The sequence below is a fragment of the Serratia sp. 3ACOL1 genome (genome assembly GCF_003668775.1).
In the GTDB taxonomy this organism is placed as follows: domain Bacteria; phylum Pseudomonadota; class Gammaproteobacteria; order Enterobacterales; family Enterobacteriaceae; genus Chania; species Chania fonticola.
Window position 1 is genome coordinate 2,337,577 of the sequence record NZ_CP033055.1, and the last position, 26,531, is coordinate 2,364,107.

At 58.8% G+C, this 26,531-nt stretch carries 4 protein-coding genes and 1 pseudogene (1 of these 5 running past the window's edge); 1 reads left to right on the plus strand and 4 read right to left on the minus strand.

Annotated features, from left to right (window positions below):
• The 4 genes and pseudogenes from D9980_RS10590 to D9980_RS27270 form a co-directional block, all read right to left on the minus strand.
• On the minus strand, positions 1 to 14,566 hold the 5' portion of the coding sequence (locus D9980_RS10590; protein WP_121607256.1) for an SDR family NAD(P)-dependent oxidoreductase. Its footprint begins 12,908 nt before the window's first position; only the first 14,566 of its 27,474 coding nucleotides appear in the window; it begins with the start codon at positions 14,564 to 14,566; its stop codon lies off the left edge, out of view.
• A 42-nt stretch (positions 14,567 to 14,608) separates the two neighbouring features.
• Positions 14,609 to 21,424: an SDR family NAD(P)-dependent oxidoreductase gene (locus tag D9980_RS10595; RefSeq protein ID WP_121607257.1), complete on the minus strand. Its 6,816-nt coding sequence runs from the start codon at positions 21,422 to 21,424 to the stop codon at positions 14,609 to 14,611.
• Entirely contained in the window at positions 21,337 to 24,570 is a 3,234-nt protein-coding gene (locus D9980_RS10600; RefSeq protein ID WP_238393698.1) for a type I polyketide synthase, read from the minus strand. Before D9980_RS10600 ends, D9980_RS10595 begins: the two co-directional genes overlap by 88 nt.
• A 144-nt stretch (positions 24,571 to 24,714) precedes the next feature.
• Positions 24,715 to 25,146 (minus strand): annotated as a pseudogene (locus D9980_RS27270) (acyl carrier protein); the annotation flags it as partial.
• Positions 25,147 to 25,537: 391 nt separating this feature from the next.
• Between D9980_RS27270 and hlyD the strand changes: the two are divergent.
• Complete coding sequence (gene hlyD, locus D9980_RS10605; RefSeq protein WP_121607259.1) at positions 25,538 to 26,527, plus strand: secretion protein HlyD; 990 nt, start codon at positions 25,538 to 25,540, stop codon at positions 26,525 to 26,527.
• The last annotated feature ends 4 nt before the right edge of the window (positions 26,528 to 26,531 follow it).

Sequence of the window (26,531 nt, forward strand, 5' to 3'; positions counted from 1 at the left end):
CTGTCACCTGAATGCTCGTCGTTACGCCAGCACGCGCGGCCAGTGCGACCTCGCTCCGAGCCCCCTGAGATAACAGCCGCGTCGCCTCCGATTTGGTGGTTTTCACCAACGCCATCTGTTCACCTGGGAACACCAATAACTGTTCCAAGGCGGGCATCGCCTCTTCCGGTTCGATCGAACCAAAACCAAGCTGCGCCATGCGAGTGCGGTAACTTTCCTGTGCGACAACGCCGACGCTGCCCCAATATCCCCAAGACATCACCTTCACCGGATAAGCCCGGTGGCGAAGGTGATGGGCCAGCGCATCAATGTAACAGCAACCGGCGGAGTAGTTTGACTGCCCCAGTGAACGCGACAGGCTTTGCATCGAGGAGAAGAACAACATGAAATCGAGCGACAATGCACCGAACACCGCGTCCATATTGTCCGCAGTAACCGTTTTAGCTCTCAAGACGCTCTCGAAGCACGATTCATCCATCAGCGCCAGCGTGCGGTCAGCCAAGACGATGGTGGCGTGCACCACACCGTGGATCGCACCGAAGCGCGCGGTGACGGTCTCTCTCGCCAGTTCAAGCGCCTCCACGTCGGTGGCGTCTACTTGCAGATAAAGAGGGCGCGGCCCGAACCGGCTGAGCCGATCGCACTGGCTGCGGATTGCGTTGTCCTCTTCACGGCGGCCTAGCCAGACCAGTTGTGCCTGGCAGCGGCGGATCAGGTGTTCACTCCAGGCGACGCCAAGGCCACCAGCACCACCGAGAACCACATAGACACCGCCTTGGCGATACGGCGTCTGCACCGTGCCAACGGCGGCTGGTGTATAGGGCAGCAGACTCTGTTGGTGCCAGGCCCCCTCACGCCAAGCGCGCGTGTTCCCCTGGGGATCGGCTGGCTGAGTTTGCCAATCGCAGCCCTGCGCTACGCCGCCTGCGGGCAGATCCAGCAGACGGACGCGCCAGTGCGGGTACTCCTTTGCCAATACGCCGATCAGTCCGTGGACACTGCTTTGCCGCGGATCAACCTGTTCATGCTCGAACACCGCCATTCCCTGCGTGGTGATCACCGTCAGGGCCAGCGGGCGTTTACCATAACCGGCCTCCAGCAAGGCGCGTACCAGGCGCAGCCCCAGCATCAGCGGCTCCGGCACGTCGGTTCGCCATAGCAGGTGTTGAATGTCGGTTTCCGCTCCCAACATCCCGAAGATTTGCGCCGGTGTCAGGCCATCGCTCAGGACAATTTCATAAGGCTGCGGCCAAGGGACCTGCGGGGTGTCGGCGTCATTTACCGTCTGCCAGGCAGGAATAAAGCTGAATGTTCCAATATCGCGTGCATCGTCAAGCGTCTGTTGCGCTGCACCGCCAGTCTGCGTTGGGCGCATCGTGTAGCCTTGCAAACGCAGCGCGACAGCGCCCTGCTCGTCAGTAATGGCAATGTCCAACTTGCGCAGTGCTGGTGTGTCACCCTTGCCGGTCTGTATCACCACCCAGGCGCGGGACGGCGGCATGTGCCAAGCCTCTATCCTGTTCAGAGAGAATGGCAGTGCCACCCCGTCGTCATTCATGATCCCAGCGCAGCTTTGCAGCGCACCATCCAGCATATCCGGCAGCCAGGTATAGCCAAGGCATGCCGTTTCATCGGCAATGGCCAGTTCCGCCAATGCCACTCCGTCGCCGGTATGCAGCGTCTTTATGACCTTAAATACCGTGCCGTAACTCAGCCCAGCCTGAGAAAAACGCTGATACAGCGCCTCACCGTTGAGCGAACGTTCACAGCGGCTGCGCAGACCGTTCAGATCGAGGGACGGCGCGCGCTCCCGCGCCGCTAACCTTGCACGCCCTTGACTGTACACCTGCGGTTCACCGGCATCCCCGCTGTAGAGACGGTACCCAATGTCACCACCGCTTAACGGTTCCAGAGAGAGATTGACATCTACGGCGTCGGTAACCTCCAGCGGCTTCAGCCAGGCGACATCGTATAAACACAGTTCCCCTTGGCCAGCAACACCTTCCAACGCCAGGCTGACGGCAGCCCTGGCCCATTCCAGTTGAATCACCGCCGGCACGATAGCGCGGCCTTGCACCACATGATCACGCAGGAACCACTCTTGACCGTTCAGCCTTGTGTGATAACGCTGTTGATGCAGATCGGAAATATTGCTTTCAATCAGTGGATGCACGCGCTTGACCGCACCGGCCGCTGGTAGGCCTGCAGCGGGCGCACCCCAGCAGCGCTCACGCGCGAAAGGATACAGCGGCAGGCTCAGACGCCGTGGATACCGCCCCTGATAAAGTACGGTCCAATCGACGGACACACCGCTGACCCAACTCGCGGCCAGCGCATCTGCGCCCTTGCTGAGGGTTGGCACACTCTCCGACAGCGGGGCCGCTTCCCCCTGATATAGGCCTGCTACGCCGTTACGCAATGCTTCCAGCCGTTCCTGTAGTTGCTGTTGAGACGTCACGACCATTGCCAGCCTGATCGCCATCGCTTCGCGCCCGGTTTGCAGCGTCCAGGCCAGATCGGCCAGCTTAACCTCATGCCGACTTAAGTAATCGCTCAGTTGCGCCACTTTGGCCTGCAACTGTTCCACTAACCGCGCCGACAGCACGATGATCTGTACGTCAGAAACCTCAACCGCGATGTCCTGTGCCGGGCAATACTCTTCGACGATCAAATGAGCATTAGCGCCACCCGCACCGAAAGAAGACAGCCCCGCGATACGCGCAAGCCCATCCGCAGGGCAAGGCCACGGCGCGTTCTCCCGTTGAACCACGAACGGCGTGTCGTCAAAGGAGATATAAGGATTCAGTTCTTCGCTGTGCAGGCTTTTCACCAACCGCTTGTGCTGCATCTGTAGCAGCAGCTTGCTCAAGCCAGCGATACCCGCAGCGCTTTCACAATGGCCAATATTGGATTTGACCGAACCGATAGCGCAAAAACCGGTGTCCGCTGTACGTTCGCCAAATGCCTGGCTCAACGCGCGGATTTCAATCGGATCGCCCAGCGACGTTCCCGTCCCGTGGGCTTCAACATAACCAATGTGTCGAACATCAACGCCAGACATCTCCAGGGCGCGACCGACCACGCTGCTCTGCGCAACCGGGTTGGGCACCGTATAGCCATTGGTTTTCCCGCCGTGGTTCAGGGCACTGCCCTTGATAACACCGTAAATATGATCGCCGTCAGCGATCGCCTGACGCAGGGGTTTGAGCACGACCGCCCCCACCCCTTCGCCGGGAACATAACCGTCACCGCCAGCAGCAAAACTGGTACAACGACCGGTACTGGAGGCAAACTGCCCCTGCGACAGCTGTAAGTATTTATTCGGATGCAGCGAGGCGTTGACTCCGCCCGCAACGGCGACACGGCATTCTCCCTGACGCAAACTCTGACAGGCCAGATGGATAGCGCTCAGCGACGAGGAACACATGGTATCAACGGCAAGGCTCGGCCCCTGGAAATTACAGAAATACGACACCCGGTTGGCAATGGAAGCCGCGCTGCTGAGCAGAACCAGATTGTCGCCGTGCGCCTGGGCCTGCGCGCCGTAAAGCTGATACTCCTGATACATCACGCCGACAAAGACCCCCGCCAACCGATCGTCGCCCGCCAGATTGTCGCGGGTGTATCCGGCATCTTCCACCGCATGGTAAGCACATTGCAGGAACAGCCGCTCCTGGGGATCGGTCTTTTCCGCCTCCAGCGGTGACATGCCGAAGAACAGGGGATCGAACCGATCCACACCGTCGATAAAACCGCCCCATTTGCTGTAACTTTTACCCGCACTGCCTTTGCGCGAGTCAAAATCATGCCGCCAGTCCCAACGTTCTGCGGGGATCTCGGTGATACCGTCAACGCCGTTGCTCAGATTAGCCCAGAATGCGTTGAGATCTTCCGCTCCGGGGTAGCGCCCACTGAGACCAATGATGGCGATATCCAGAGGCCCACCCGCAACAACCGGTGCCGAAGGTTGGGGCTGATTGCGCCGCCCGTAGCGCCGGCCCGACGCGGACGTGCCAACGGTATCCGGCCGGTTACGGCCACCGCGATGCAGAATGTCGCTCAGCGTGGCCTGGTGGTGCTGCATGAAATAGTGCGTCAGCGCAGCAATATTTTGATACTCAAAGAACAACGTGACCGGCAACGGGCCGAAAACCTCTTCCAAATCACGCACCAGTGATACCGACATAACGGAATCAATACCGTATTGTTCCAGCGGCGCTCGGGCGTCGATACGTTCGGCGGGTATCTTCAGGGTTTGTGCCAGTAACTGAACCAGGTAGCGACTGGCCGCCAACTCCTGCACATCACCGGCCGGTAATGACTGACTTTCCACTGGCCGTACGTGCCGCTCCGTCTCGCCGGAACGCAGCAACTGCCGCAGGCGGGACATTGCGCCGTACAGAATCGCCATCTGCGCACCAGGCAGGTTCAACGCCTGCGGTTGCACTGGCAGGGCAATCTGGCTAGGCAATTCCTGTAACCCCGCATGACGCTCCAGCCAGGCGCGTTTCCCGTCGTCAACCTGCATGCCGCCGTCAGCCCACAGCGGCCAGTTGAGCGACAGCGTGCGCCCCTGCCGTTGCCCACCGTCAACCAACGACTGTCGGTATGTGGCGAAATGGTCCATAAAGGCGTTCGCGCCCGCATAACTCGCCTGCCCCAGGTTGCCCCAGACCGCCGCCAGCGAGGAGCACAAGATCATCCAATCGAGCGGCAGATCGCCCACGGCCTGTTCCAGCGCGATAACACCTTGCACTTTCGGCAGGAAAACCTCCGCCAGTTCTTCGGCATCAATCTGTTGTATCAGGCGATCGCGTAGTATCCCCGCGCTGTGCACAATCCCGTTGAGGTGCCCGTAGCGTTCAACCAGTTGAGCCACACAGGCCGCCATCGCGGCCCGATCGCTGACGTCCAGCGGGTAAATCTCAACCTTGGCACCGCTGGCACACAATTTTTGCACCAACGCCTGCTCATCGGCTCCCGTGACGATGTCGCTCAGGATCAGGGTGGGTTGCGCCGCCTGCTCCACCGCCATCAGAGCCAGATGACGAGCAATGCCACCCAATCCGCCGGTGATCCAGTAAACGCCGTCATCGCGCCACATCGGGGCCGGCTCGCTGACGGGCAAAGCCTCCTCCCAGCGCATTGTTTCACGCCGGCCATCGACATAACGAATCTCCGCATATCTTGCCTGCGTTTCGGTACACAACAGAGCGTGCAAACGCTCCCCATCGAGTGCCTCAATATCGTCAAACCCAATAACCTGGACAAATAAATTGGGATACTCTTGCTGTGCACTGCGCAGCAGAGTGCCCAGCCCACGCAGGATCTCTGCTTCACCTGTCGCCGGAACAATCAGTTGAACCGTCACCCGTTCCGCCGCCACGTCGGCTATCTCATCGCGCAACAGCATCAGGATCCGCTGCGCACCCGCAGTGTAACGTTGCGCAATGTCGCCCTCGTCCGGGCAGCAGGCAATAGACCGCTCCGCTGGCAGCCTGCCCCCCCATTCCGCCGGCAACGCAACACCGCAGGTCAGTAGCCAGCGCTCACCAATGATGTCCGCCTCATGGGCATTTAACGTCTGTTCACCCCAAACAGCGCGGGCCAACAACACCCCGGCGGCCTCATCGGTCTTAACCTGGCGCATGCCAAAACCGTTGAGATAAATGGCCGGGCGAGCCTGTTCATCCAGCACCGTAATGTCCCACGACTGCGATGCGTTTTGCTGTGCTGCTCCGTCATGGCGTGCCGGGCGTACCTGCACCGATGCTGACGCAGAAAGTGGGCGCAACGCCTTCACTTCCCTGACGCTAAAGGGTAACAGCAGCCCTGTATCACGACTTAAACAGCCAGCGGTTTGCAATGCACCGTCCAACAGCGTTGGCAGCCAGCCATAGCCGACATTAAGCGCCACCGCAGAGTTGGCTACCAACTGGCCAACCGCCGTTTCGTTATGCACGCGAACTTCGCGCAGCACATGAAAACTTGAGCCATAGTGCAACCCGCAACGGTCAAACTGCGCGTACAATTCCGCAATGTCCACAGACTGTGCGCCTGCGTGCTGCCACTCGGCGAGATCAACCGGCTCAGCCACCTCGTCTTCTGGCTGGGAGGTTTGCGCGTACCCCTGGCCATAGATCAGTTCTTCATTTTCTTTACCGCTATATATTTCGTAACCTATACGCCCATCGTCCAGGCGCGCCAGCGTAATGTGGACCTCAAGCGCCTCTTCCACAATCAGCGGGCGCAGCCAGACAACGTCACGCAGCGTTATTCCCATGCCGTCGGCATGCCCCTCCAGCAGCAGGCTGACCGCGGCACGCGCCCACTCCAGCTGCACCACCGCTGGCACCACCCTGAGCCCCTGTACCACATGCTCGCGCAGGAAGCTCTCACTCCCTGTCAACCGCGTGCTGTAACGCAGTTCATGGATATCCGACGTGTTGCGCTGCACCAGCGGATGCAGACCCCGGCCTTCACCTTCGCGCTCCGCCGCTATCCAGTAACGTTCCCGCGCGAACGGGTAGCCCGGCAGGCTCAACCGCACCGGCGCCGCATCACCAAACAGCCCCGACCAGTTCAGCCCGTACCCCTGGCAGTACAGCTCCGCCAGCGACAGCAGCCCCTCGCGCAACGCACCGCGCTCTTCCTGTGCCACCGTCTCACCGATCAGCCGCTCGCCGTACGTCTGCAATCCCTTTTGCGCCCGGAACCCGCGCTTCACCTCCCCGCGGAACAGGTTACTGCGGCTCCCCCCTTCCAACGCCTGTTGCAGCACGTAACGCGTCTCTTCCTCGTCCTCCACCACCAGCGCGCAGCGGTGAGCAAAATGCTGACGCCCGTTCAACAACGTGTGGCTCAGCGCACTGAGCCGTGCCGCATCCCACGCTCCCACCGCCAGCTCTGCCGTCAACTCCGCCAGCCGCGTCTGTAACGCCGCTTCCGTCTTCGCCGACACGACCAGCAGGTGGCACTGACGCCCCACCGCCGGCCGCCTCACGCCCGCCGACTCCGCCCCGCGCACCACCACGTGCGCATTGGTGCCGCTCACCCCGAACGCACTGACCGCCCCCGTTCTCACCCGGTCCGCCGCCACCGGCCACGGCTGCGCGGTTTTGTTGACATAGAACGGGCTGTTCGCCCAGTCGATATACTCGCTCTCCTGCTCGCAGTGCAGGCTCGCCGGGATGGTCTCGTGCCGCAGCGCCTCTATCAGCCCCACCAAGCTCACCAGTCCTGACGCCGCAAGCGTATGCCCCACGTTCGGCTTGCTCGAGGTCAACGCACACCCCTGCTGCCGCCCTTCATTGCCGAAGGCCTCGCACAGCGCGTTGATTTCCACCGGATCGCCCAACGGCGTTCCGGTGCCGTGCGTCACCACATAATCCACCGCGTCCGGGCTGAGCCCTGCCCGTTGATACACCTCGCGCAACAGTTGCGTTTGCGCTATCCCGTTCGGGGCCGTGATCCCCTGCGTGCGTCCGTCGTAGTTGATCCCGCTGCCCGCGATAACCGCCTGGATCGGATCGCCGTCCGCCTGCGCCCGCGACAGCCGTTTAAGCACCAGCGCCACGCACGCCTCACCCGCCACCAGGCCATTCGCCCGCCGGTCAAACGCGTAACATACCCCGTCCGGCGACAGCATCCCGGTGTCGTGCATGGCATCCAGCACGGTCGGCGTCAGCATCAGGTTGACCCCTGCTGCCAGCGCCGTGTCACACGCGTTGTCCAGCAGGCTGCGGCATGCCTGATGCAGCGCCACCAGCCCGGACGAGCAGGCGGTGTTGATGGCCATCACCGGCCCCTGCAGATCCAGCACGTAGGCCAGCCTGGCGGCCAGAATACCGTCATGGTTGCCCATCACGCCCCCACGCCGTCCCACCCGCTGCAGGTAATCCCCCTGCTCCACGCCCACGAACATGCCCACCCGGTGTTGCGCCAGCTGACGTTCGCCGTAACCGGCATCTTCCAGCGCCCGCCACGCCTCCTGCAACAGCAGGCGCTGGCGCGGGTCCGTCAGTTCTGCCTCACGCGGCGACATCTCAAAGAACAGCGGGTCGAACTCGTCCGCCCCCGGCACCGCCCCCAGCCAGCGCGTCACCCCGTCCTCACCCTCCAACCGCTCCGCCGGGTATGGGCCGATAACGCTGCGCCCTTCCGCCAGGATCGCCCACAGCTCCCGCGTAGTACGTGCGCCCGGGAAACGGCCACTCATGCCAATCACCGCGATCGGCTCGTCATCCTCCGGCTGGCTTGCCGGGGACCGCGACACGGGCTGGCGTAGCGGTAGATCTGGTGATACCGGCTGCGGTGCTGACGATGGCTGATAAAACACCGTCAGTTCATCGCCGAAGGTCGCCTGCAAATAAGCCGCAAACTGCCCCAGGCTGGGGTAGCTGAAGAACAGCGATGGCGTGAATACCACACCGAAGTGGCGACTCAGGCCTCGCACAAACTCGGTCAACGAAATGGAATCAAAGCCGTACTCGGTCAGTTGACGCTCCGGTGTGATTTCATGGCGCGGTAGCTTCAGCTGTTGCTGCGCCAGTTCGGTCAGGTCCCACAAGACTGACTCCGCCACATCCAGCCCCTTCAACTCCGGCCGTGCCCCGCCGCCAGCAGGTAAACGCTCAGGCCGCCGCGCTGACAGGCCCCCTGCCTGTGCCAACTGCGCCACCAGGCGTGGGCGGTCGCCGTACAGTACCGCCGCGTGCGCCGTATCCTGCCCCAGCAACCGCGCCAGCGCCGCCACGCCTTCAGCGGCGGGCAACGGCACCAGGCCGCTGTCATGCAGTGCTGCCTGGGTTGCCGCCGTCATCCGCATCCCGGTTGCATCCCATAATGGCCAGTTCACCGACAGCGTACGCCCCGGCATCCGGCGTTGACGCTCACAGGCAAACTGGTCGAGGAAGGCATTGGCCGCGGCATAGCCGCTCTGCCCCTGATTGCCCCACACCCCGGCCAGCGAGGAACACAGGATCATCCACTCCGGCGCCAGTTCACGCGTTGCCGCATCCAGCGCCGCCACCCCGGCCACCTTCGGGGCCAGCACCTTGTGCAACGCCTGCGGCGTCATGGTCGCCAGCAGGTGGTCTTCCAACACCCCCGCACAGTGCAGCACGCCATTCAGTCGCCCATGACGGGCAGCGATATCCTGCGCCAGTGCGTGCACCGCGGGCGCGTCACTGACATCCAGCGCATGCAGCTCTACCCGGGCCCCCGCCGCACGCAGCGCATCGGCAAACGCCTGATGCGCCGCCGCCGTCACGGTGCGGCCACTCAAAATCAGCAGCGGGTCAGCGGCCTGCTGTGCGATGGCCTGGGCCATCACCCGGCCCAGGCCACCCAGGCCACCGGTTATCCAATAAACGCCGCCGTCACGCCACGGCATAACGGGGTCATTCACCGGCAGTTCTGCCCAACGCTGCACTTCACGCCGCCCGTCACGGTAGCGCACCAGCGGCTCCTCGGCGGCAGCTTCCGCATTCAGCAGCGTCGTCAATGCGCTTTCGTCTTTCAGCGCGGCCGGGTCGAGGATCAGCGTCTGACAACGCAGGTGCAAATACTCCTGTTCGACGCTACGCAGCAGCGAGTGCAACCCTGCCACCAGCGGCTCTTCATCCCAATCGCCCACCACCAGATGCAGAGTCAGAGGTTGCCCCCCCGGCAGTGCCACCAGTTCGCCTAATTGCGTCATCAACTGTTCAGCATATTGTGCATAACACCCTGCCGGCGAGCCTTCCGCCCTCAGGCGCACAGACTTATCACCGGGCAGCTCGATATCACAGGAAAACCACCAGCTATCCCCAGCAGTCCTCATTTCCTGTTTCGGCGGCACCTGCTCGACCCAGTGCGGCGCGGCCAGGATCGTTTCTGCCGTCAGCGTCTGCCCGCCAGTCACGCTCGTAGTGTCGGCACTATGCCGGAATGCTGGCTGCCAGTAAGATTCGCGGGCAAATGGGTAGCCGGGCAGGTTTACGCGTTTCGGCACCACATCCCCCCAAAGCAGGCCCCAATCAACATTTCCCCCCTGTACCCAGCGCTCAGCCAGCCAGGCGCATTTATCCACCCACTGGTGCTCACCAAGCGCTGCGTGCAGCGCCTCATGCGCCATCATCAGTTCAAGCGGATCCTGACCAGGCCCGATTTCCCCTTGCCATACCCGCATCTGCGGCAACGTTTCACCGCCGTTCTGTGCCTGTAACCCGGCCAGCAGTTGCTGCCGAGAACCGGCAATCAACGCCCATCGGCAGGCCATCGCTTCACGCCCGACCTGTAATGTGTATGCCAGATCGGCCAGGTTAACGTCGTGCTGCTCAACAAACACCCGCAGTTGTTCGACCTGCGTTCGCAAAGCGTCCTGAGTACGCGCCGAGAGGACGAACAGTGCAACGTCGCTGACTGTCGTTGACGTTTCTGCGGCAGCGACATACTCCTCAACGATTAAGTGGGCATTAGCACCGCCAGCGCCGAAGGAGGAAATGCCGGCAATACGCGGGTACTCTCGCGTCACGCCGTCAAGCGTCACACGCGGGCGTGGCCAGTCGTCGTTGTGCTGCTGGACCGTGAACGGTGTCCGGCTGAAATCGATATGCGGGTTGAGGGCTTCGCTGTGCAGACTTTTCACTCGTCTGCCGTACCGCATCTGCAACAGTACCTTGGTCAGGCCTGCAATGCCGGCAGCGCTTTCGCAGTGGCCGATATTGGATTTGACCGAACCGAGGGCACAAAACTGTTTGTCCTGGGTTTGGCGACCGAACGCTTCACTCAACCCACGAATTTCAATCGGATCACCCAGCGCAGTCCCTGTACCATGAGCTTCGATATAGCTGACCGTGCGCGGGTTAACGCCAGCGTCACGCAATACCTGGTCAATCATCCCAGCCTGTGCCTTCGGGTTAGGCACGCTATAGCCGCCAGTTTTACCACCGTGATTGAGGGCGCTGGCTTTGATCACGCCGTAGATAGAGTCGCCGTCCGCCAAGGCCCGTGCCAGCGGTTTGAGCAATATCGCGCCGACGCCTTCCGCATCGGCAAATCCTTCAGCTCCAGCGCCGAAACTGCGGCAGCGGCTATCCGCGGAAAGCATGTTTAAACCGGCCAAGGTCGCGTACTGGCGGGGATCGACAATAAGATTGACGCCCCCGGCAATGGCACAGTCAATACGCCCTTTGGCCAGGCTGTCCAATGCCAGGTGGATAGCACTCAGTGACGAAGAACAGGCAGTATCAACCGACAGACTCGGCCCCTGAAAGTCAAGGGTGAACGAGACGCGGTTAGCGATTGACCAGTGGCTGGGTTGCGCACTATATGAGTTGTTCATCACGCCGACGAACACCCCAACCTGGTTATTCGGTGACAGGCCGCGCGGCGTATAACCTGCATCTTCAATCGCATGCCAGGCGCACTGCAAAAACAGGCGCTCTTGCGGATCGATCAACTCCGCTTCCCGCGGCGAAATCTGAAAGAACAGCGGATCGAAGCACGCAATATCGTCTATAAAACCGCCTTGCTGACGCGCGTTTTCTCCCCAGCGCTCCGCAGGAACCTGAGTGATACAATCCACCCCTTGCTCAAGGTTATGCCAGAATTGCGCCAGATTGGCGGCGCGCGGATAGCGGCCGCTCAGGCCAATAACGGCGATGCTGCCAGATGGCGGTGATAACAGAGTTTCCGTGGACATCTGTGAAACAAAACGACGGCGGATACGACGTGAATTCGTTTTAACCACCGCGTCGACCAGTGGCGCATCGCTGCCGGGTTGCCGGTTCAGCCAGTTCTCCAGCGCTGTTTTTTGCGTCGTGGCAAAATAATTGGCCAGCTTTTCAATGGTGGGATATTCAAACAATAACGTGACGCTGATATCGGAGAAAATGCTGCCCAATACCTTCGCCAGATGCTGCGCCATGATGGAATCAACACCATAATTTCCCAGCGGAACCACCGGATTGATTTTATGGGATGGGATATTGAGCATTTCCGCTACCATGTCACGCATCCGCTTTACCGTTTGCACGGTCAGCCCGGCATCCTGCGCTGCCATCGGATGTGGTATAACACGTTGTGGTACGGAGGTATTCGGCACAGGTGCAGAAGCCGGCAATTGAATAATACCGTCACTGAAACCCAGGATGATCTGCTGCCCGGCCGCGCTCAACGCCGTGGCTGGCAGTGCCGTGTCGGTAAACCCACTTTCCACCAGCAGGCGCTGCCAGGTTTCAGCACCCAGTACCGGTGCCCCCGGCAGGCGTAACGGAGTATCTTCGAACAACCACCAGCCGTCCAGCAGCCCAAAAGTCACATGGGAAAAGACGCTGGTAGCAGACACCTCGTTGATTAACATCAACCCCTGTCGTTTCAGCAGGCTCTTGCAGTGATGCAAGGTTCGGCGAATGTCACGTGTGGCATGCAGAACGTTTGTCGCCACGATAATGTCGTAATTCGCCGGGACAAAGCCTTGCTCAACGGGTGGCCTTTCGATATTCAGCCGCCTGGTGCTCAGGTAGGGCGCTTGCTGCGCATAATGCGTTCTGGCATACAGCAGAAAAGCTTCAGAAATGTCGGTATAGGCATATTCATCTATCCGTTCCGCCCACGGGGCCAAACGGGAAAAAATCTCGCGGCTGGTGCCGCCGGTACCAGCGCCAACCTCCAGAATACGGAACCGGGCCTCCGGCCGTTGTTGCAGACTAGCCTGTAGCCACGCGATCAGCGCGTCAGCCAACAAGGTGTTAAAGGCGTCAGAGATCGGGTGGTGGTGATATATTCCTTCCACCAACGCCATGCTGCCCTGAGGGAACATCACCTCCATGGCGTTTTTTTTGCCGTTCAGAATCAGCGGTAACGCCCGCAAGGTGGCGTCAGCCAGACGAGTTTGTGCACCCAGCCCCGGCGTGTGCTGCACCGATAGGCAGTAACGTTCCCACTCTTCCCAGATCCGATCCGCATCTGGCACGGGGTGATCCGGTGCGATACCGGCAGCATTTATAAGCGCCAAGGCGGCAAGCCGCCAACGCCGATAATTCTGTGGCACCTCACCAAGGTCATCCAACCCACCCAGCGCAGCCAGTTGACTATGCAGCAGCGCGGCGAGACGTTGTTCCAGCCCCATCAGCGCAGGGATCACAGGCTGCACCTTTTGCTCCGCTGCCGTGACGGACAGCCGCGGTAGCGGCAACAGCCCGTTCCCCTGCGCCAACACAATCCGATCGGCATGTTTGTCGACCAGTTGGGGAAACACATCATCACGCAGCGTTTTTATCAGGCTCAAACAGGTAAAAGGCCCAGAAAGCAACCGTTCCAGCGTGGCCATCGCCTCGGGGGGGTCAATGGAGTCCACCCCCTGTTTCATCATCTGCTCACGGTAAAACGGGCTGGACACCACGCCAATGCTTCCCCAGTAGCCCCAGTGAACCATCTTCACCGGGTAAGGACGGTCGTTGAGATTATGCGCGAACGCGTCGGCGTAACAGCAACCGGCGGCGTAATTTGCCTGGCCGGGGGCTTTCATAAAGCTTTGCAGAGAAGAGAAGTAAAGCTGGAAATCGAGGGGTTCATGACCAAACACCGCATCCAAATGGCGTGCCGTGGCGCACTTGGCTTGCAGTGCGGCATTGAAACGAGTCTCGTCGAGCATCGCCAGGCTTTGATCTGCCAGTACGATCGCGGAGTGCACCAACCCATTGATGCGTGGGAATCGCGCCTTCAGCACCTGATAAACCAGTTCAAGCTGTTCCCGGTCACAGGCATCAGCTTGTAAATACAGCGGCCTTGGCCCCAGTTCAGCCAAGCGCTCGCACTGTGCGACGATCGCCTCATCTTCAGCCCGACGCCCCAACCACACCATCTGGGCTTGATATCGACGGACCAGATACTCACTGAACGCCGTGCCGATCCCGCCGGCACCGCCCAGCACCACGTAAACACCATCGCGGCGAAACGCCGGTTCAACGGGGTCAAACGGGCGGCACGGTAGCAGACGCTGAAGGTACCAGCACCCTTCACGCCAGACCCGCGCATCGCCCAGCGGATCGCTCGGGCATGCCTGCCAGGCAACCTGATCCAGAGGCTGATCGGCACAGAGATCCAACAGGCGGATGCGCCAATGCGGATACTCTTTGGCTAACGAACCGATCAAACCATGTACCGCCGCCTGTTGCGGATCGGTACGCTCATGGCGCTGAACAGCCTGCGCGTTACGGGTAATCACGGTAAACATCAGCGGATGGGTGCCATAACCTTCCGCCAGCAAAGACTGGATAATACGCAGGCCGGTCAGAGAAGGTGTCGCATCGGAACTCACCTGCCACAGCAGGTGTTCCGCCGACGCCAGCGATTTTATTTCCTGCGCGATGGTTTCGTAGCCGACATCCTCTCCTGACGCAATTTCGATCGGTGTCGGCCAGGCTGTATCGCTGCCAGCCTCCACCTGCCATACTGGCGTAAGCAGAATTTCACCCGTTAATTCGTCGGAAACTGAAGTAGCACTTTCCTCGCTTGCCGCCGGGTTCAACGATCGTGGCACCTGATAAGATGCCAGCCCAGCCTGCTTTTTTCTGTCCATGATCAATTCTCCACTTCTTGTTCCGTCAGTTGCCGTTGCGTGTTAAGGGGCGTCCCTGAAACTCACGCTGTCAAATGCCAATACGGCTTTTCCATGTTCGTCCTGGACAATGATGTTCCATTTACGCACCGCTTCCTGCCCACTTCCCGTTAGCCTTACCTGTGCCCAGACGCGGGAGGGAAACCTCTGCCCCCCCGCAATCTGCCGCAGCGCAAAGGGATAAGCGAAACCAGCACCCTCCCCGGTAGCGGCGGCTACGGTTTGCAACGCGCCATCAAGCAGCGCTGGCAGCCAGCCATAGCCCTGGTGACTCACCGTATTGCCGATATCCAGCTCACCCAACACGCCATCGCCCTCAACGCAAATGCGCTGCACCACCCGCAAGCTTTCACCAAAGCGCATCCCCAGAGCGGCAAGACGAGCGTAAAATGCGTCTCCTTCGATCACCTGCTGAACCTGACGCAACACGTCGGCTGGCCTGTCACCCATTGCCGGTGCTACAAACCGGGGTTTCGTATCCGCATATCCCTGACAATAGGCCGGTTCGTCAGACGGGCCGTCGTCATAAATTTCAAATTCAATATGCCCATCCGGCCTTGGTTCCAGTGCGATATGCACCTGCGTCGGCTGCGTTACCTCCAGAGGCCGTAACCACACCACGTCGCACAGCGTTACCTCCGCCACCTCCGCCGCCAAACAAACCGCCGCTCGCGCCCACTCCAACAGCACCGCCCCTGGCACGATGGCTCGCCCGTTAACCTGATGGTCACGCAGGAACCACTCGTCGCCACTCAACGTGGTGGTGTAACGCTGCTCGTTTAAATCGGAAGTGTTGCGTTCAATCAGTGGATGCAAGAAATGCGTTCTGCCTGCTACCGCAGGCTGTTCTGGCCAGTAAGGCTCCAATTCGAAAGGATAAGTCGGCAGGCTCAGACGCACCGGGCTCGGTTGCCCGTTGTAGAGATGGTGCCAATCAGCGCTGGCGCCGTTCACCCAACCCTCAGCCAGCGCGGGGAGATTGTCCATGTCCCGTCCTGGTAAGGCAGCACCGTGATTCTCTGCTGTACCACGCCAGATACCGCTGCCCCCCTGTTGGGCATTCAGCAGCGCAGCCAGCTTATCCACCAGCGCCTGCTGGCTACCCGCAATCAGGGCGATGCGCACTTTCATGGCGTCGCGACCCACTTGCAAGGTATAGGCCAGGTCGGTGAGATTTTGTGGGCCCCGCAGCAGATGGTCATGTAACTGCGCAACCCTCTGATTTAACGCCTGCTCGCTCTGTGCAGACAAAACGATCAGCACCGGGGCATTAACCGCTGTCGGCTGGCGAGAAGCTGCCGGATACTCTTCCAGCACGATGTGCGCATTAACCCCGCCGAAACCGAAGGAGCTAACGCCAGCCCGGCGTGGTAGTGCGTGACCCATAGCGTCGCGTAAGGCAAGCCATTGCTGATTTTGGTTCACCAGATGAAACGGGCTGCCCGTCAGGTCAATCTGTGGATTACAGGGGTCTCCATTCAGGCTGGCGACCAGTTGCTGGTGGCGCATTTGCAACAGCACTTTAATCACGCCTGCAACCCCTGCGGCCAGTTCGGTATGGCCGATATTGCTTTTCACCGACCCCAGTCCACAGCCGGCAACGGGCAATGCAGCCCCCTGCGCCAGCGTGCTGAATGCCTGGTGCAACCCCATGATTTCGATTGGATCGCCCAGCAGCGTACCGGTGCCGTGGGTTTCGATGTAGTTAACCGTTGCAGGTTCTACCCCGGCCTGATGGAATGCGGCCTCAATCACCCGGGCCTGTGCGTTGGGATTAGGCGATGTCAGCGAAGCCGCGCGCCCGCCATGATTTTCAGCGCTGCCCAGCAACAGACCGTAAATATGATCGCCATCACGCTCAGCGGCACTTAGCGGTTTGAGCATCAGCATCCCCACTCCTTCGCTGCGGGCGTAACCATCCGCCCGTGCAGAGAAGGGTTTACAACGGCCGTCCGCACTCAGCATACCCGCCAGAGCAAAGCTTTCTTGCGCATCTGGAGACATCAGCGTATTGACGCCACCGACCACAGCCTGTTCACACTGACCGTTACGCAGCAGTTCCATCGCTCTGTGGATGGCCACCAGCGAGCTGGAACAGGCAGTTTCGATCGGTTCGCTCGGGCCATGCCAGTTCAGCCAGTAGCTCATACGGTTCGGCCCTATCGAACTCACCAAACCAGCCATACTGTAGCCAGCGTTCGGCTCGCCCGCCTGCGCCAGCAGTTGCCCGTAACCGGTGCTACCGGTGCCGACCAACAAGGCAGTATTGCTACCGGAAAGGCTTGCGGTGGAATAACCCGCATCCTCCAGAACATGATGGACATACATCATCAATAGACGTTGCTGGGGATCCATCGCTTTCGCCTCACGCGGTGAAATGCCGAAGAACAGCGGATCAAAACCGGCGACGTTCTGCAAAATACCCGCATGGCATCTCTCTGGGCGGGTGGCCCAGCGCGCCGGCGGCAGTTCGCTGATACAGTCTTCTCCGGCCAGCAGATTAGCCCATAAGGCCCCGATATCCGGTGACTGCGGGAAACTGCCGCTCATGCCGATCACCGCGATCGGCTCAACCGCCGTTGCGGCAGGAGGTTTAGCCGGATGGCGCCAGCCTGGGGTGAACAGCGGTGGGACATCCGCTAATGCGGCGATTGCCGGTCCAGCCGTATCCAGAACACCGGTAAACGCTTCGCGATGCTCAGCCGCCAGCCTGACGGCCAGCGCAGCAATGGTGGGCGCTTCAAAAAAGATCGTGGTGCTGAGCTGTAATCCGTAGCGTTCATTCAGTTGATTGCCCAGCGTTCCCAGATTGATGGAATCAAAGCCGAACTCAGCAAACGGCACATTCCGGTCCAGTTCTTCCACTGGCAGTTTGAGGGTCGATGCAATAAGGGCACTCAGCGCCTGCTCGATCAGCCGCGTCACCTCTTCTTCCCCCGGCGCAGGTAGGGTTTCGCCAAGGGTTTCATCGTTCGTTGAGGCCACCGCCTGACGCAAGGTCACCTCAAGCAGTTGCAACACGACCTGTCCATCGGGGCCAACCAGCGCGATATCCCATTTACGTAGCGCCGGAGTATCCTTCACCGCAGGTTGGATGACGGCATAAACAGGGGCAGCGCGGCTGCCCCAGAACCTGGCCGACTCGACAGCAATCGGCAGCAGCAGTTCGCTGCTCGTCAGCAGACCAACGCTACTTTGAAGCGCCGCATCCAGCTGATCCACCGGCCAGAGATAACCCAATTCGTCTTGATGCTGCGCTGGCAGCAACTCTCCAAGCGCAAGCCCCTCCCCGCTCCGGATCTGTTTCACCAGCCGCAGACGAGGACCATAATGCAGTCCGGCCTGCTCAAAACCGACGTAAATTGCGTCGTGATCCAGGTTGGCATCACAGCGTGCCAGCAAAACAGCCAGGTCAAATGGTGCGGGAACTGTCGGTTCACCAACCACGGCATAACCACGGCTGTAGACATGCGCCTCATCATCGGCGGAGTAAATTTCATAGCCGATGCAGCCGTCCGGTTGCGGTTTCAACGCAATATGAATGGTGAGCGCGTTGGCAACCGCCAGCGGCCGTAACCACATCACCTGTTTGAGATACACGCTCTCCTGGCTCTCCAGCGCCAGGTTAACCGCCGCACGAGCCCATTCAAGCTGAACGACACCGGGAACAACGCCCTGTTGCTGTACCCGATGATCGGTTAGAAACCACTCACACCCTGTCAAGTGCGTACTGTATCGCTGGCGTTCAAACGTCGAGGTATTGCAATGCACCAGAGGATGCAGAGCCGCCCCCCGCTGCGGGTGTGCGTGTTCTGCAGGAGGGCTGACCCAGCAACGTTCCCGCGCAAAGGGATAAGTCGGCAGATTGAGGCGTTGTGGCCGATGTGCGCCGTACAGCTCACGCCAGTCAATCTCAAGCCCCTGAACCCAAAACTCGGCCAGTTTGTCCAGCTTATGCTTGCCGATCCAGATAAGGCTTAGTTGCCGCAAGTCATCATCATTCGAGAGGGATAGCACGCTGTTTTCATGCTTCGTTCCGCCGGTATAACAATTCGCCACCTTCTGTTCGCCCGCAATCACCGCCCGCAATTTTTCCGTCAACGCCTGGCGGCTTTCCACCACCAGCGCTAACCGGTGCGCCATTGCCTCCCGCCCGGTTTGCAGGGTCCAGGCTACGTCCGTCAGATTGACGTCCCGTTGTTCCAGATAATCCGCCAGGCGCTCCACCTGCTGCTGTAAGCTCGCGGCGGTGCGCGCCGACAGCACGATGATCACCGGCATCGCTGCCGTCGCTTCACGCTCGCCAACTGGTAAATATTCCTCGACGATCAGGTGTGCGTTGGAACCCCCCGCACCGAATGAGGACAGACCCGCCAGGCGCGGATACTCGCGGGTTTCCCCTGTCAACGTCAGCCGCGGGCGCGGCCAAGGTTGGTTTTCCCGTATCAGGACAAACGGGGTATCGGTAAAATCAATGTGCGGGTTGATAACCTCGCTGTGCAGGCTTTTCACCCATAGGCCGTGCTGCATCTGTAGCAGAATTTTGCTCAGGCCAGCGATCCCGGCAGCGCTTTCACAATGGCCAATATTGGATTTGACCGAACCGATAGCACAGAATTGCTTGTCGGCTGTCTGGTTGGTGAACACGTCAGTAAGGCCGCTAATTTCAATCGGATCGCCGAGTGCGGTGCCGGTGCCGTGTGCCTCAAGATAGCTTATCGCCCGGCTGTGCACGCCTGCGGCCTGTATTGCCCGTTCGATAACTTTCTGCTGTGCCTGGGGATTGGGCACGGTATAGCCATGCGTTTTGCCACCGTGATTCACGGCGCTGCCCTTAATCACACCGTAAATAGCATCGCCATCAGCCAGTGCGCGCGCTAGCGGCTTCAACACCACCGCCCCGACTCCCTCGCCGGGCACGTAACCGTCGCCATCGGCGGCGAAGCTGGTACAGCGGCCTTGCGAGGAAAGAAATCCCATCTCAGCTAATGCCAGGTATTTATTCGGATGTACGTTGACGTTGACCCCACCGGCAATCGCCACCGAACACTCCCGTTGGTGTAGGCTCTGGCAGGCCAGATGAATGGCGGTCAGCGAGGAGGAGCACATGGTGTTAACGGCCAGGCTCGGCCCACGGAAGTTGCAGAACCACGACACCCGGTTAGCGATCGAAGCGCTGACCCCCTGCAATACCGGCGCAGCGCACGCCTCGCCAGCTTTTGGTGTATAGAGCTGATACTCTTCGTTCATCACGCCAACGAACACCCCAACCAGCCGCTCCTCATCTTCGGGCAGGTTGGCGCGGGTGTAACCGGCATCTTCGATCGCGCTCCAGGCACATTGCAGAAACAGGCGCTCCTGCGGGTCCATTTTTTCGGCGTCACTTGGCAGGATCTGGAAAAACAACGGGTCGAAACAATCCATCCCGTCAATAAACCCGCCCCATTTTCCGTAGCTTTTGCCTGGCACACCGGGCCGTTGATCATAATCACGACGCCAGTCCCAGCGTTCAGCAGGAATTTCGCTAATGCAGTCACGCCCCTGCAACAGATTCTGCCAGAACTGGCCAATGTCATCCGCCTGCGGGTAACGGCCGCTCAAACCGATAATCGCGATATCATCGTCGTCAATTGCATTTACCGCCCCTGGGCGTGGGCCGGGAACCGGCGTCGCTTCTTTCTTCGGCGGTGGTTCAACAAGAGGCATCGTCGCTGCACCAAAGACGTTCACCAGTTTGCTGGCATGGCGCGCCACCAGATAGTCAGCCAAAGCGTCAATGCTCTGGTTTTCAAAGAACATGGAAATCGGCAGTTTGCCCAATGTATCGCTCAAGACCTGATTCCACGAAACGGCCACCATGGAATCAAAGCCGTATTTTTCAAGTGACGCCTTGCCGTCGATCCGCTCTACAGGCAACTTGATCACACTGGAGAGCGTGTTTTTCAGGTAGCCAACCACCGCTTGCCGGCGTTCGTCGTGGCCTTCAACCGACAGCGGCGATGTTTGCTCGGCTTCGGAGGAAGATTGACCCCTTTGCGCAACCAGCCATTTGTGGAACCTGGAGGGTTCGCCATACAACACCGCAACCCTTGGCGCAGCAAGCGCGAATATCTGCGGCAGCGCCTCAAGGCCCCGTGCGACAGGCATCGCCGTTAAACCAAACGAGCGTTGCAAAATGGCTTGCTGCTCCGCATCCACCTGCATCCCGGCATCCGACAGCAAAGGCCAGTTTACCGATATCGTCCGTCCCTGTTTTTCACCCCGATCAACCTGCTGCTGCCGGTAGAGTGCTAATTGATCAAGATAGGCATTGGCCACTGCATAGCCGCTTTGCCCGAGGTTTCCCTGTACGGCCGCCAGCGAGGAACAGAACACCATCCAGTCCAACGGCCGTTCGCCAAGGGTGCGATCCAATGCCTCGGCACCGGCGACCTTGGCTGCCATGACCTCCTGCAACCGGCTCTCATTGAGGTTATGCACCAGGCAATCACGTTGCAGCCCGGCGCAATGCAGCACACCATTGATGCCACCATAGGTGGCGGTGATAGAGGAAACCCCCTGGGCTACCGCTGTGCTGTCGCTGACGTCCAGCGGATAAAATTCTACGCGAGCGCCCTGCGCACGCAGCGTGTCAAGCCACTGACGCTGTGGTTCCGTCGGTGCTTGTCTCGCGCTGAGGATCAACACCGGATGGCTAACCGCACCAGCAATGGCCACCGCCAACTGCCGCCCTAGCCCCCCAACCCCCCGGTGATCCAGTACACTCCCTGGTCCCGCCAGGGAAGCGCTGGCGCAGCGGCCTTCGGCTCCTGCCAGCACAACACCCTCCGACGCCCCGCCTGATAACGTACCAGCGGATCTCCCTGCTGCGCCTCACGACGCAGCACCCCGGCTAACCAATCAGCCGGGGAGGATTCATCATCCAGCACAATCGCCTGGACCCGCAGGTGCGAAAACTCCATCTCAGCGCTGCGCAGGAGCAACGCTAGCCCCTGCATCAGCCCAGGTTCACCGCTGCCCGCGACCACGAGTTGAAGCGTGGCAGGTGCCGCCTCCTGCAAGGCCGGGTTGTTTTGCAGCAACGCCAGCAACTGCCCAGCATACGCCGTGTAACGCTGCGCCGGCGTCCCCTGCGCCGTTAGACAGAGATAGCGATCGGCGGCCAACTGCCCCTCTAGCCCTGGCGCGATCGATGCTTCACACACTATCGTCCAAAGCCCCCGTATACCCGGTGTTGATGCTGGTGATAACGCCTGTTCGCGCCAACCTGGAACAGCCAACTGCAAATGCGGTTCCTCTGCTTTCAACTGGGCATCAAACAAACGCAGGCTCACACCCGTCAGTTGCATAAAGACCCGGCCTTGCGCATCGGTCATCTCAATGTTGTATTCTTCCGCCTGCGTCTTACGTACCAAGGCATAGACTTTTTGCGCTACGACACCCGACGTCCACCATTGCGCCACAGCGAACGGCAGACATAACCGGGTAAATCCTTCCAATGCCGCACAGGCCTGCAATGCGCTGTCGATCAACACAATGCCGCGCAGCGCCGGCGGATATTCGCAGGCACTGAGATCAATCTCACCCACGGCGATCTCAGCATTGGTGCTCACGGCGACCAGCGCACGCAGCGATGGCCCATAGTGGATCCCCTGGGCGCTGAAATGCGCATATTTCTCTACCAGGTTCGCTACTGGCTGGCAATCCGCCCGCAACCCAGCGACATCCAAGTGCCGATCGGCTTCCTGCTGCGCGCCTGACGTAACGGCATACCCGCGGCAGTACACCTGCCGGCGATCGCCCTCCATACCGTATAGTTCAAATGTTTTACGCCCCTCCGCCAGTGTTTGTAGCGCGATATAGATTTCACGTTCACACTCGACGACCAACGGCCGCAGCCAGACGACGTCTTGCAAAGTTATAGCGCCGCATTCACCGGCGTGCGCCAGCGTTAGCGCAGCGGCAGCCCATTCCAATAGTGCAGCGGCAGGCACCACGGCCCGCCCACGCACCTGATGGTCACGCAGAAACACCTCATTCCCGGTTAACCGGGTACGGAAACCGACCCCGTTCACATCTGAAATTTTGCAGTGAACCAACGGATGCAAATGCTCAGGTTGCCCGCCCAGTTCAGCGACCAACGGTGGCAACCAGTAACGTTCTCTGGTGAACGGATAGGTCGGCAGGCTCAGGCGTCGAGGGTGAGACTCAGGGTATAGCGAATGCCAATCAACCCTTTCTCCACGCACCCAACATTCAGCCAATCTCTCCAGCCCATCGTCGGCAACTCCGTGTGCGGTGGTGTTTGTTGCAGCCTCTGAGCCGTTGATTTCGCCCTGATAAACACCACTCGCCTCACCGGTTGAAACTGCCCGTACTTTTTCAACCAACTCATCCTGGTTGTTAACCACCATCGCCAGACGTGTCGCCATTGCTTCACGCCCGATTTGCAGGGTGTATGCCAGGTCGGTCAGGTTGACCTCATGCCGCGCCAGATAGCTGGCCAACTGCGCCAACCGTGCCGCCAAGCGATCCTGATTGGCGGCAGACAACACGATAAGCACCGGTCTGGATGCTATCTCTTCGCGTCTGGGCTGTTGCGGAGGTTCTTCAATAATCATGTGGGCATTCGATCCGCCCGCACCGAATGATGACAGCCCGGCAATGCGTGGAAAGCATTTCTCTTCACCATTAACGCTAAGCCGCGGGCGCGGCCAAGGCGCATTTTCGCGCTGAACGAAAAACGGCGTATTGTTGAATTTTATGCTTGGGTTAAGCGTGTCGCTGTGCAGGCTCTTGACCAGCATCCCGTGTTGCATTTGCAACAGCACCTTGGTCAGGCCCGCCAGACCGGCGGCGCTTTCGCAGTGGCCGATGTTAGATTTGACCGAACCGATGGCGCAGTACTGTTTACCTGCCGCGTCACCGCCAAACGCCCTGTTCAGCCCTTCAAGTTCGATCGGATCGCCCAAACTTGTGCCGGTACCATGCGCTTCGACGTAGCTGATGTTTCTGACATCAACCCCCGAGCAGCGCTGCGCCTGCTCAATCACCTCAGCCTGTGACTGTGGGCCAGGTACGCTGTAACCGTTGGTTTTACCACCGTGGTTCAAGGCGCTACCTTTGATAACGCCGTAAATGTTATCGCCATCCGCCACCGCACGTGCCAGCGGCTTTAGCACCAGGCTACCTACACCTTCGCTGGGAACATACCCGTCCCCCTGCGCGGCGAAAGCCATGCAGCGACCATGGCTGGACAAGAACTGTTTGTGTGCCAGGTAGGCATATTTATTGGGGTGAATCGACAGGTTAACGGCACCGGCAATCGCCGCCGCGCACTCCCCCAACATCAGGCTCTGGCAAGCCAGATGAATCGCCGACAGCGACGAAGAACACATGGTGTTAAGCGTCAAGCTTGGCCCATTGAAGTTGCAGAAGTAAGAAACCCGGTTGGTAATCGAGGCACTGTTACTCATAAACAAACCCAGATTACTGCCCAGTCCATAGGGCTGATACTCTTCAACTGTCGTACCCGCGAATACGCCCACCCTTCGCGCTGGATCCAGTGTGTCGCGGGTATATCCGGCATCTTCCAACGCCCCATAGGCAGACTGCATGAACAGACGCTCTGCGGGATCCATCTGTTCAGCCTGATACGGCGAAAGGTTGAAAAACAGCGGGTCGAAACAGTCTACGTCGCGGACAAATCCGCCCCATTTTCCGTAAATTTTGCCCTGAACGCCTTTTTCTGGGGAAAAATAATCACGCCAGTCCCAGCGCTCTGGCGGAATTTCCGTAATACAGTCGACATTCCCCACCAGGTTTTGCCAGAACTCAGTGATGTTCTCCGCGTTAGGGTAACGCCCATCCAGGCCGATGATGGCAATATCAAAGACGGACGTAGGCTGCGAAGATGGCGATACAAAAAGGCTGGACGGGTCATAGCGGCGTTCGCTTTTTGCCAATATTTCTGCGCACCTATTCGGTGCCGCTTTATCAGCATTTGACACGCCAAAATGTTCGACCAACTCAGGAGAATAATGACCCAGAAGATAATCCGTTACGCTTTCGATGGTATAATGTTCGAAAAACAATGTTACTGGTAATTCGTCAAAAATATCTTCAAGCTCCTGTGTAATAGACACTACAGCAAGGGAACTAAAACCAAATTCATTGAATGGTGAATGATCTTTCAACGCCTTGGGTGATAGCCTCAATGTACGGCCTATCAACTCTCTCAGATAACGTTTTGTCATGTCCCGCAAACTGTCTTCTTTATTTTTCTCTCGGGCTGTTCCGGAAGATGACAAGATCGTTTTCGTGGTGCACTTCCCTTGTGGAAAATCGCTCAGCCAAGCGATCACGGCCTTCCGTTGGTTCACCAAAAGATGATCCGTTATTGCCTGTATATTTCTATTTTTAAAAAAGAAGGTGGAGCCAATCCCTTCAAAAAAACCTCCCAGCAAGCACGCAAGCTGTAAGGCAAGAGAAGAATTGACCCCGTAACGCGTCAACGGTTCCTTTGCACTGATTCTGTGCACAGGCGTGTTCAGTTGACTCGCAATCAACTGCGCTAAACGCTGATTCAATTGTTCATTTAACGACGCCCCCCCTCATTCTGTGATTCCTGTAATTCCATTTCCCGTATCCTTCACAAATAGCGCCAGAACAGCTAACCGATTTCTTTTTTTCAACATCAATGTACTACAACATTAGAAAATAAATTGTACTGAACACAAAAAAAAGAGTAGTCCATTATTAAACCGAGATACATCCGATTTATTTTTAATCGTTAAACGTATAAACTCAGAATAATCACCCTTTAAATTAAATTGAATTAATGCAAGTCTAAAAAATATCACTCCTGACACCCTATTGCCCCATAAAAACCGGATAACTTCAAATCATAAAAATGGAGGCGCGACCAGCAAGATGAGCAAAAATAGGATTAAAACTATTGCCATAGTAATTATTTTTTGTATTGCCGCATATTATGGCTATCAATCTCAGCAGCAACAGGAGAAGCCGCTGACGCTTTATGGCAATGTCGATACCCGATCGGTTAATGTCGGATTCCGGGTATCAGGTCGACTTGCCTCGCTTAATGTGGATGAAGGTGACATCGTCAAAGCGGGGCAGATACTCGGCCAGTTAGACTCTGGAAGTTACCTTGATGCGTTGACGTTGACACGTGCGAATGTCGCTAGCGCCAAAGCCAGGTTGTCTCTGCTGGAGGCAGGTTATCGTGATGAAGAGATAGGTCAGGGGCATTCCGAGGTAGCCCAACGGCTTGCTGCTTACAACTACGCCAATAGCGTTTTACAGCGGCAACTGAAATTATGGAAGTTGAAAGCCATTCCAGAAAACCAACTGGAGGAGGCCCGTTCCATCCGCGACCAGGCATTGGCCGCGCTGCAGGTTGCAAAAGAACAACTCACGATATTTCAGAAAGGCAGCCGCCCACAACAGATTGAAGAGGCTAAAGCCAACGTTTTGTATTACCAGGCAACCGAATCACAGGCGCTACGCGACTTTTTGGATACCACCTTATATGCCCCTTCCATCGGTGTAGTGTTAACTCGTGCCGTAGAACCTGGCACCATACTCAACGCAAACCGCACGGTATTTACGCTGTCACTGACAGAGCCCGTGTGGATTCGAGCCTATGTTAGTGAAGCGAGTCTCGGCAAGGTAGCACCAGGCACGAAGATGAAAATATCCACTGACAGCCGTCCGCACAACTACTACCACGGTAAAGTTGGCTTTATCTCCTCTACTGCCGAATTTACGCCCAAGAATGTGGAAACCCCCGATCTGCGTACCGATCTGATTTATCGCCTGCGCATCGTCGTTACCGATCCCGATAGCTCATTGCGACAGGGAATGCCCGTAACCCTGCATTTTACCGACGACGTAAAGTAACTCA

Coding starts and splice junctions, on each gene's coding strand:
- hlyD (WP_121607259.1), top strand. CDS start 25,538: ATGAGCAAAAATAGGATTAAAACTATTGCCATAGTAATTATTTTTTGT.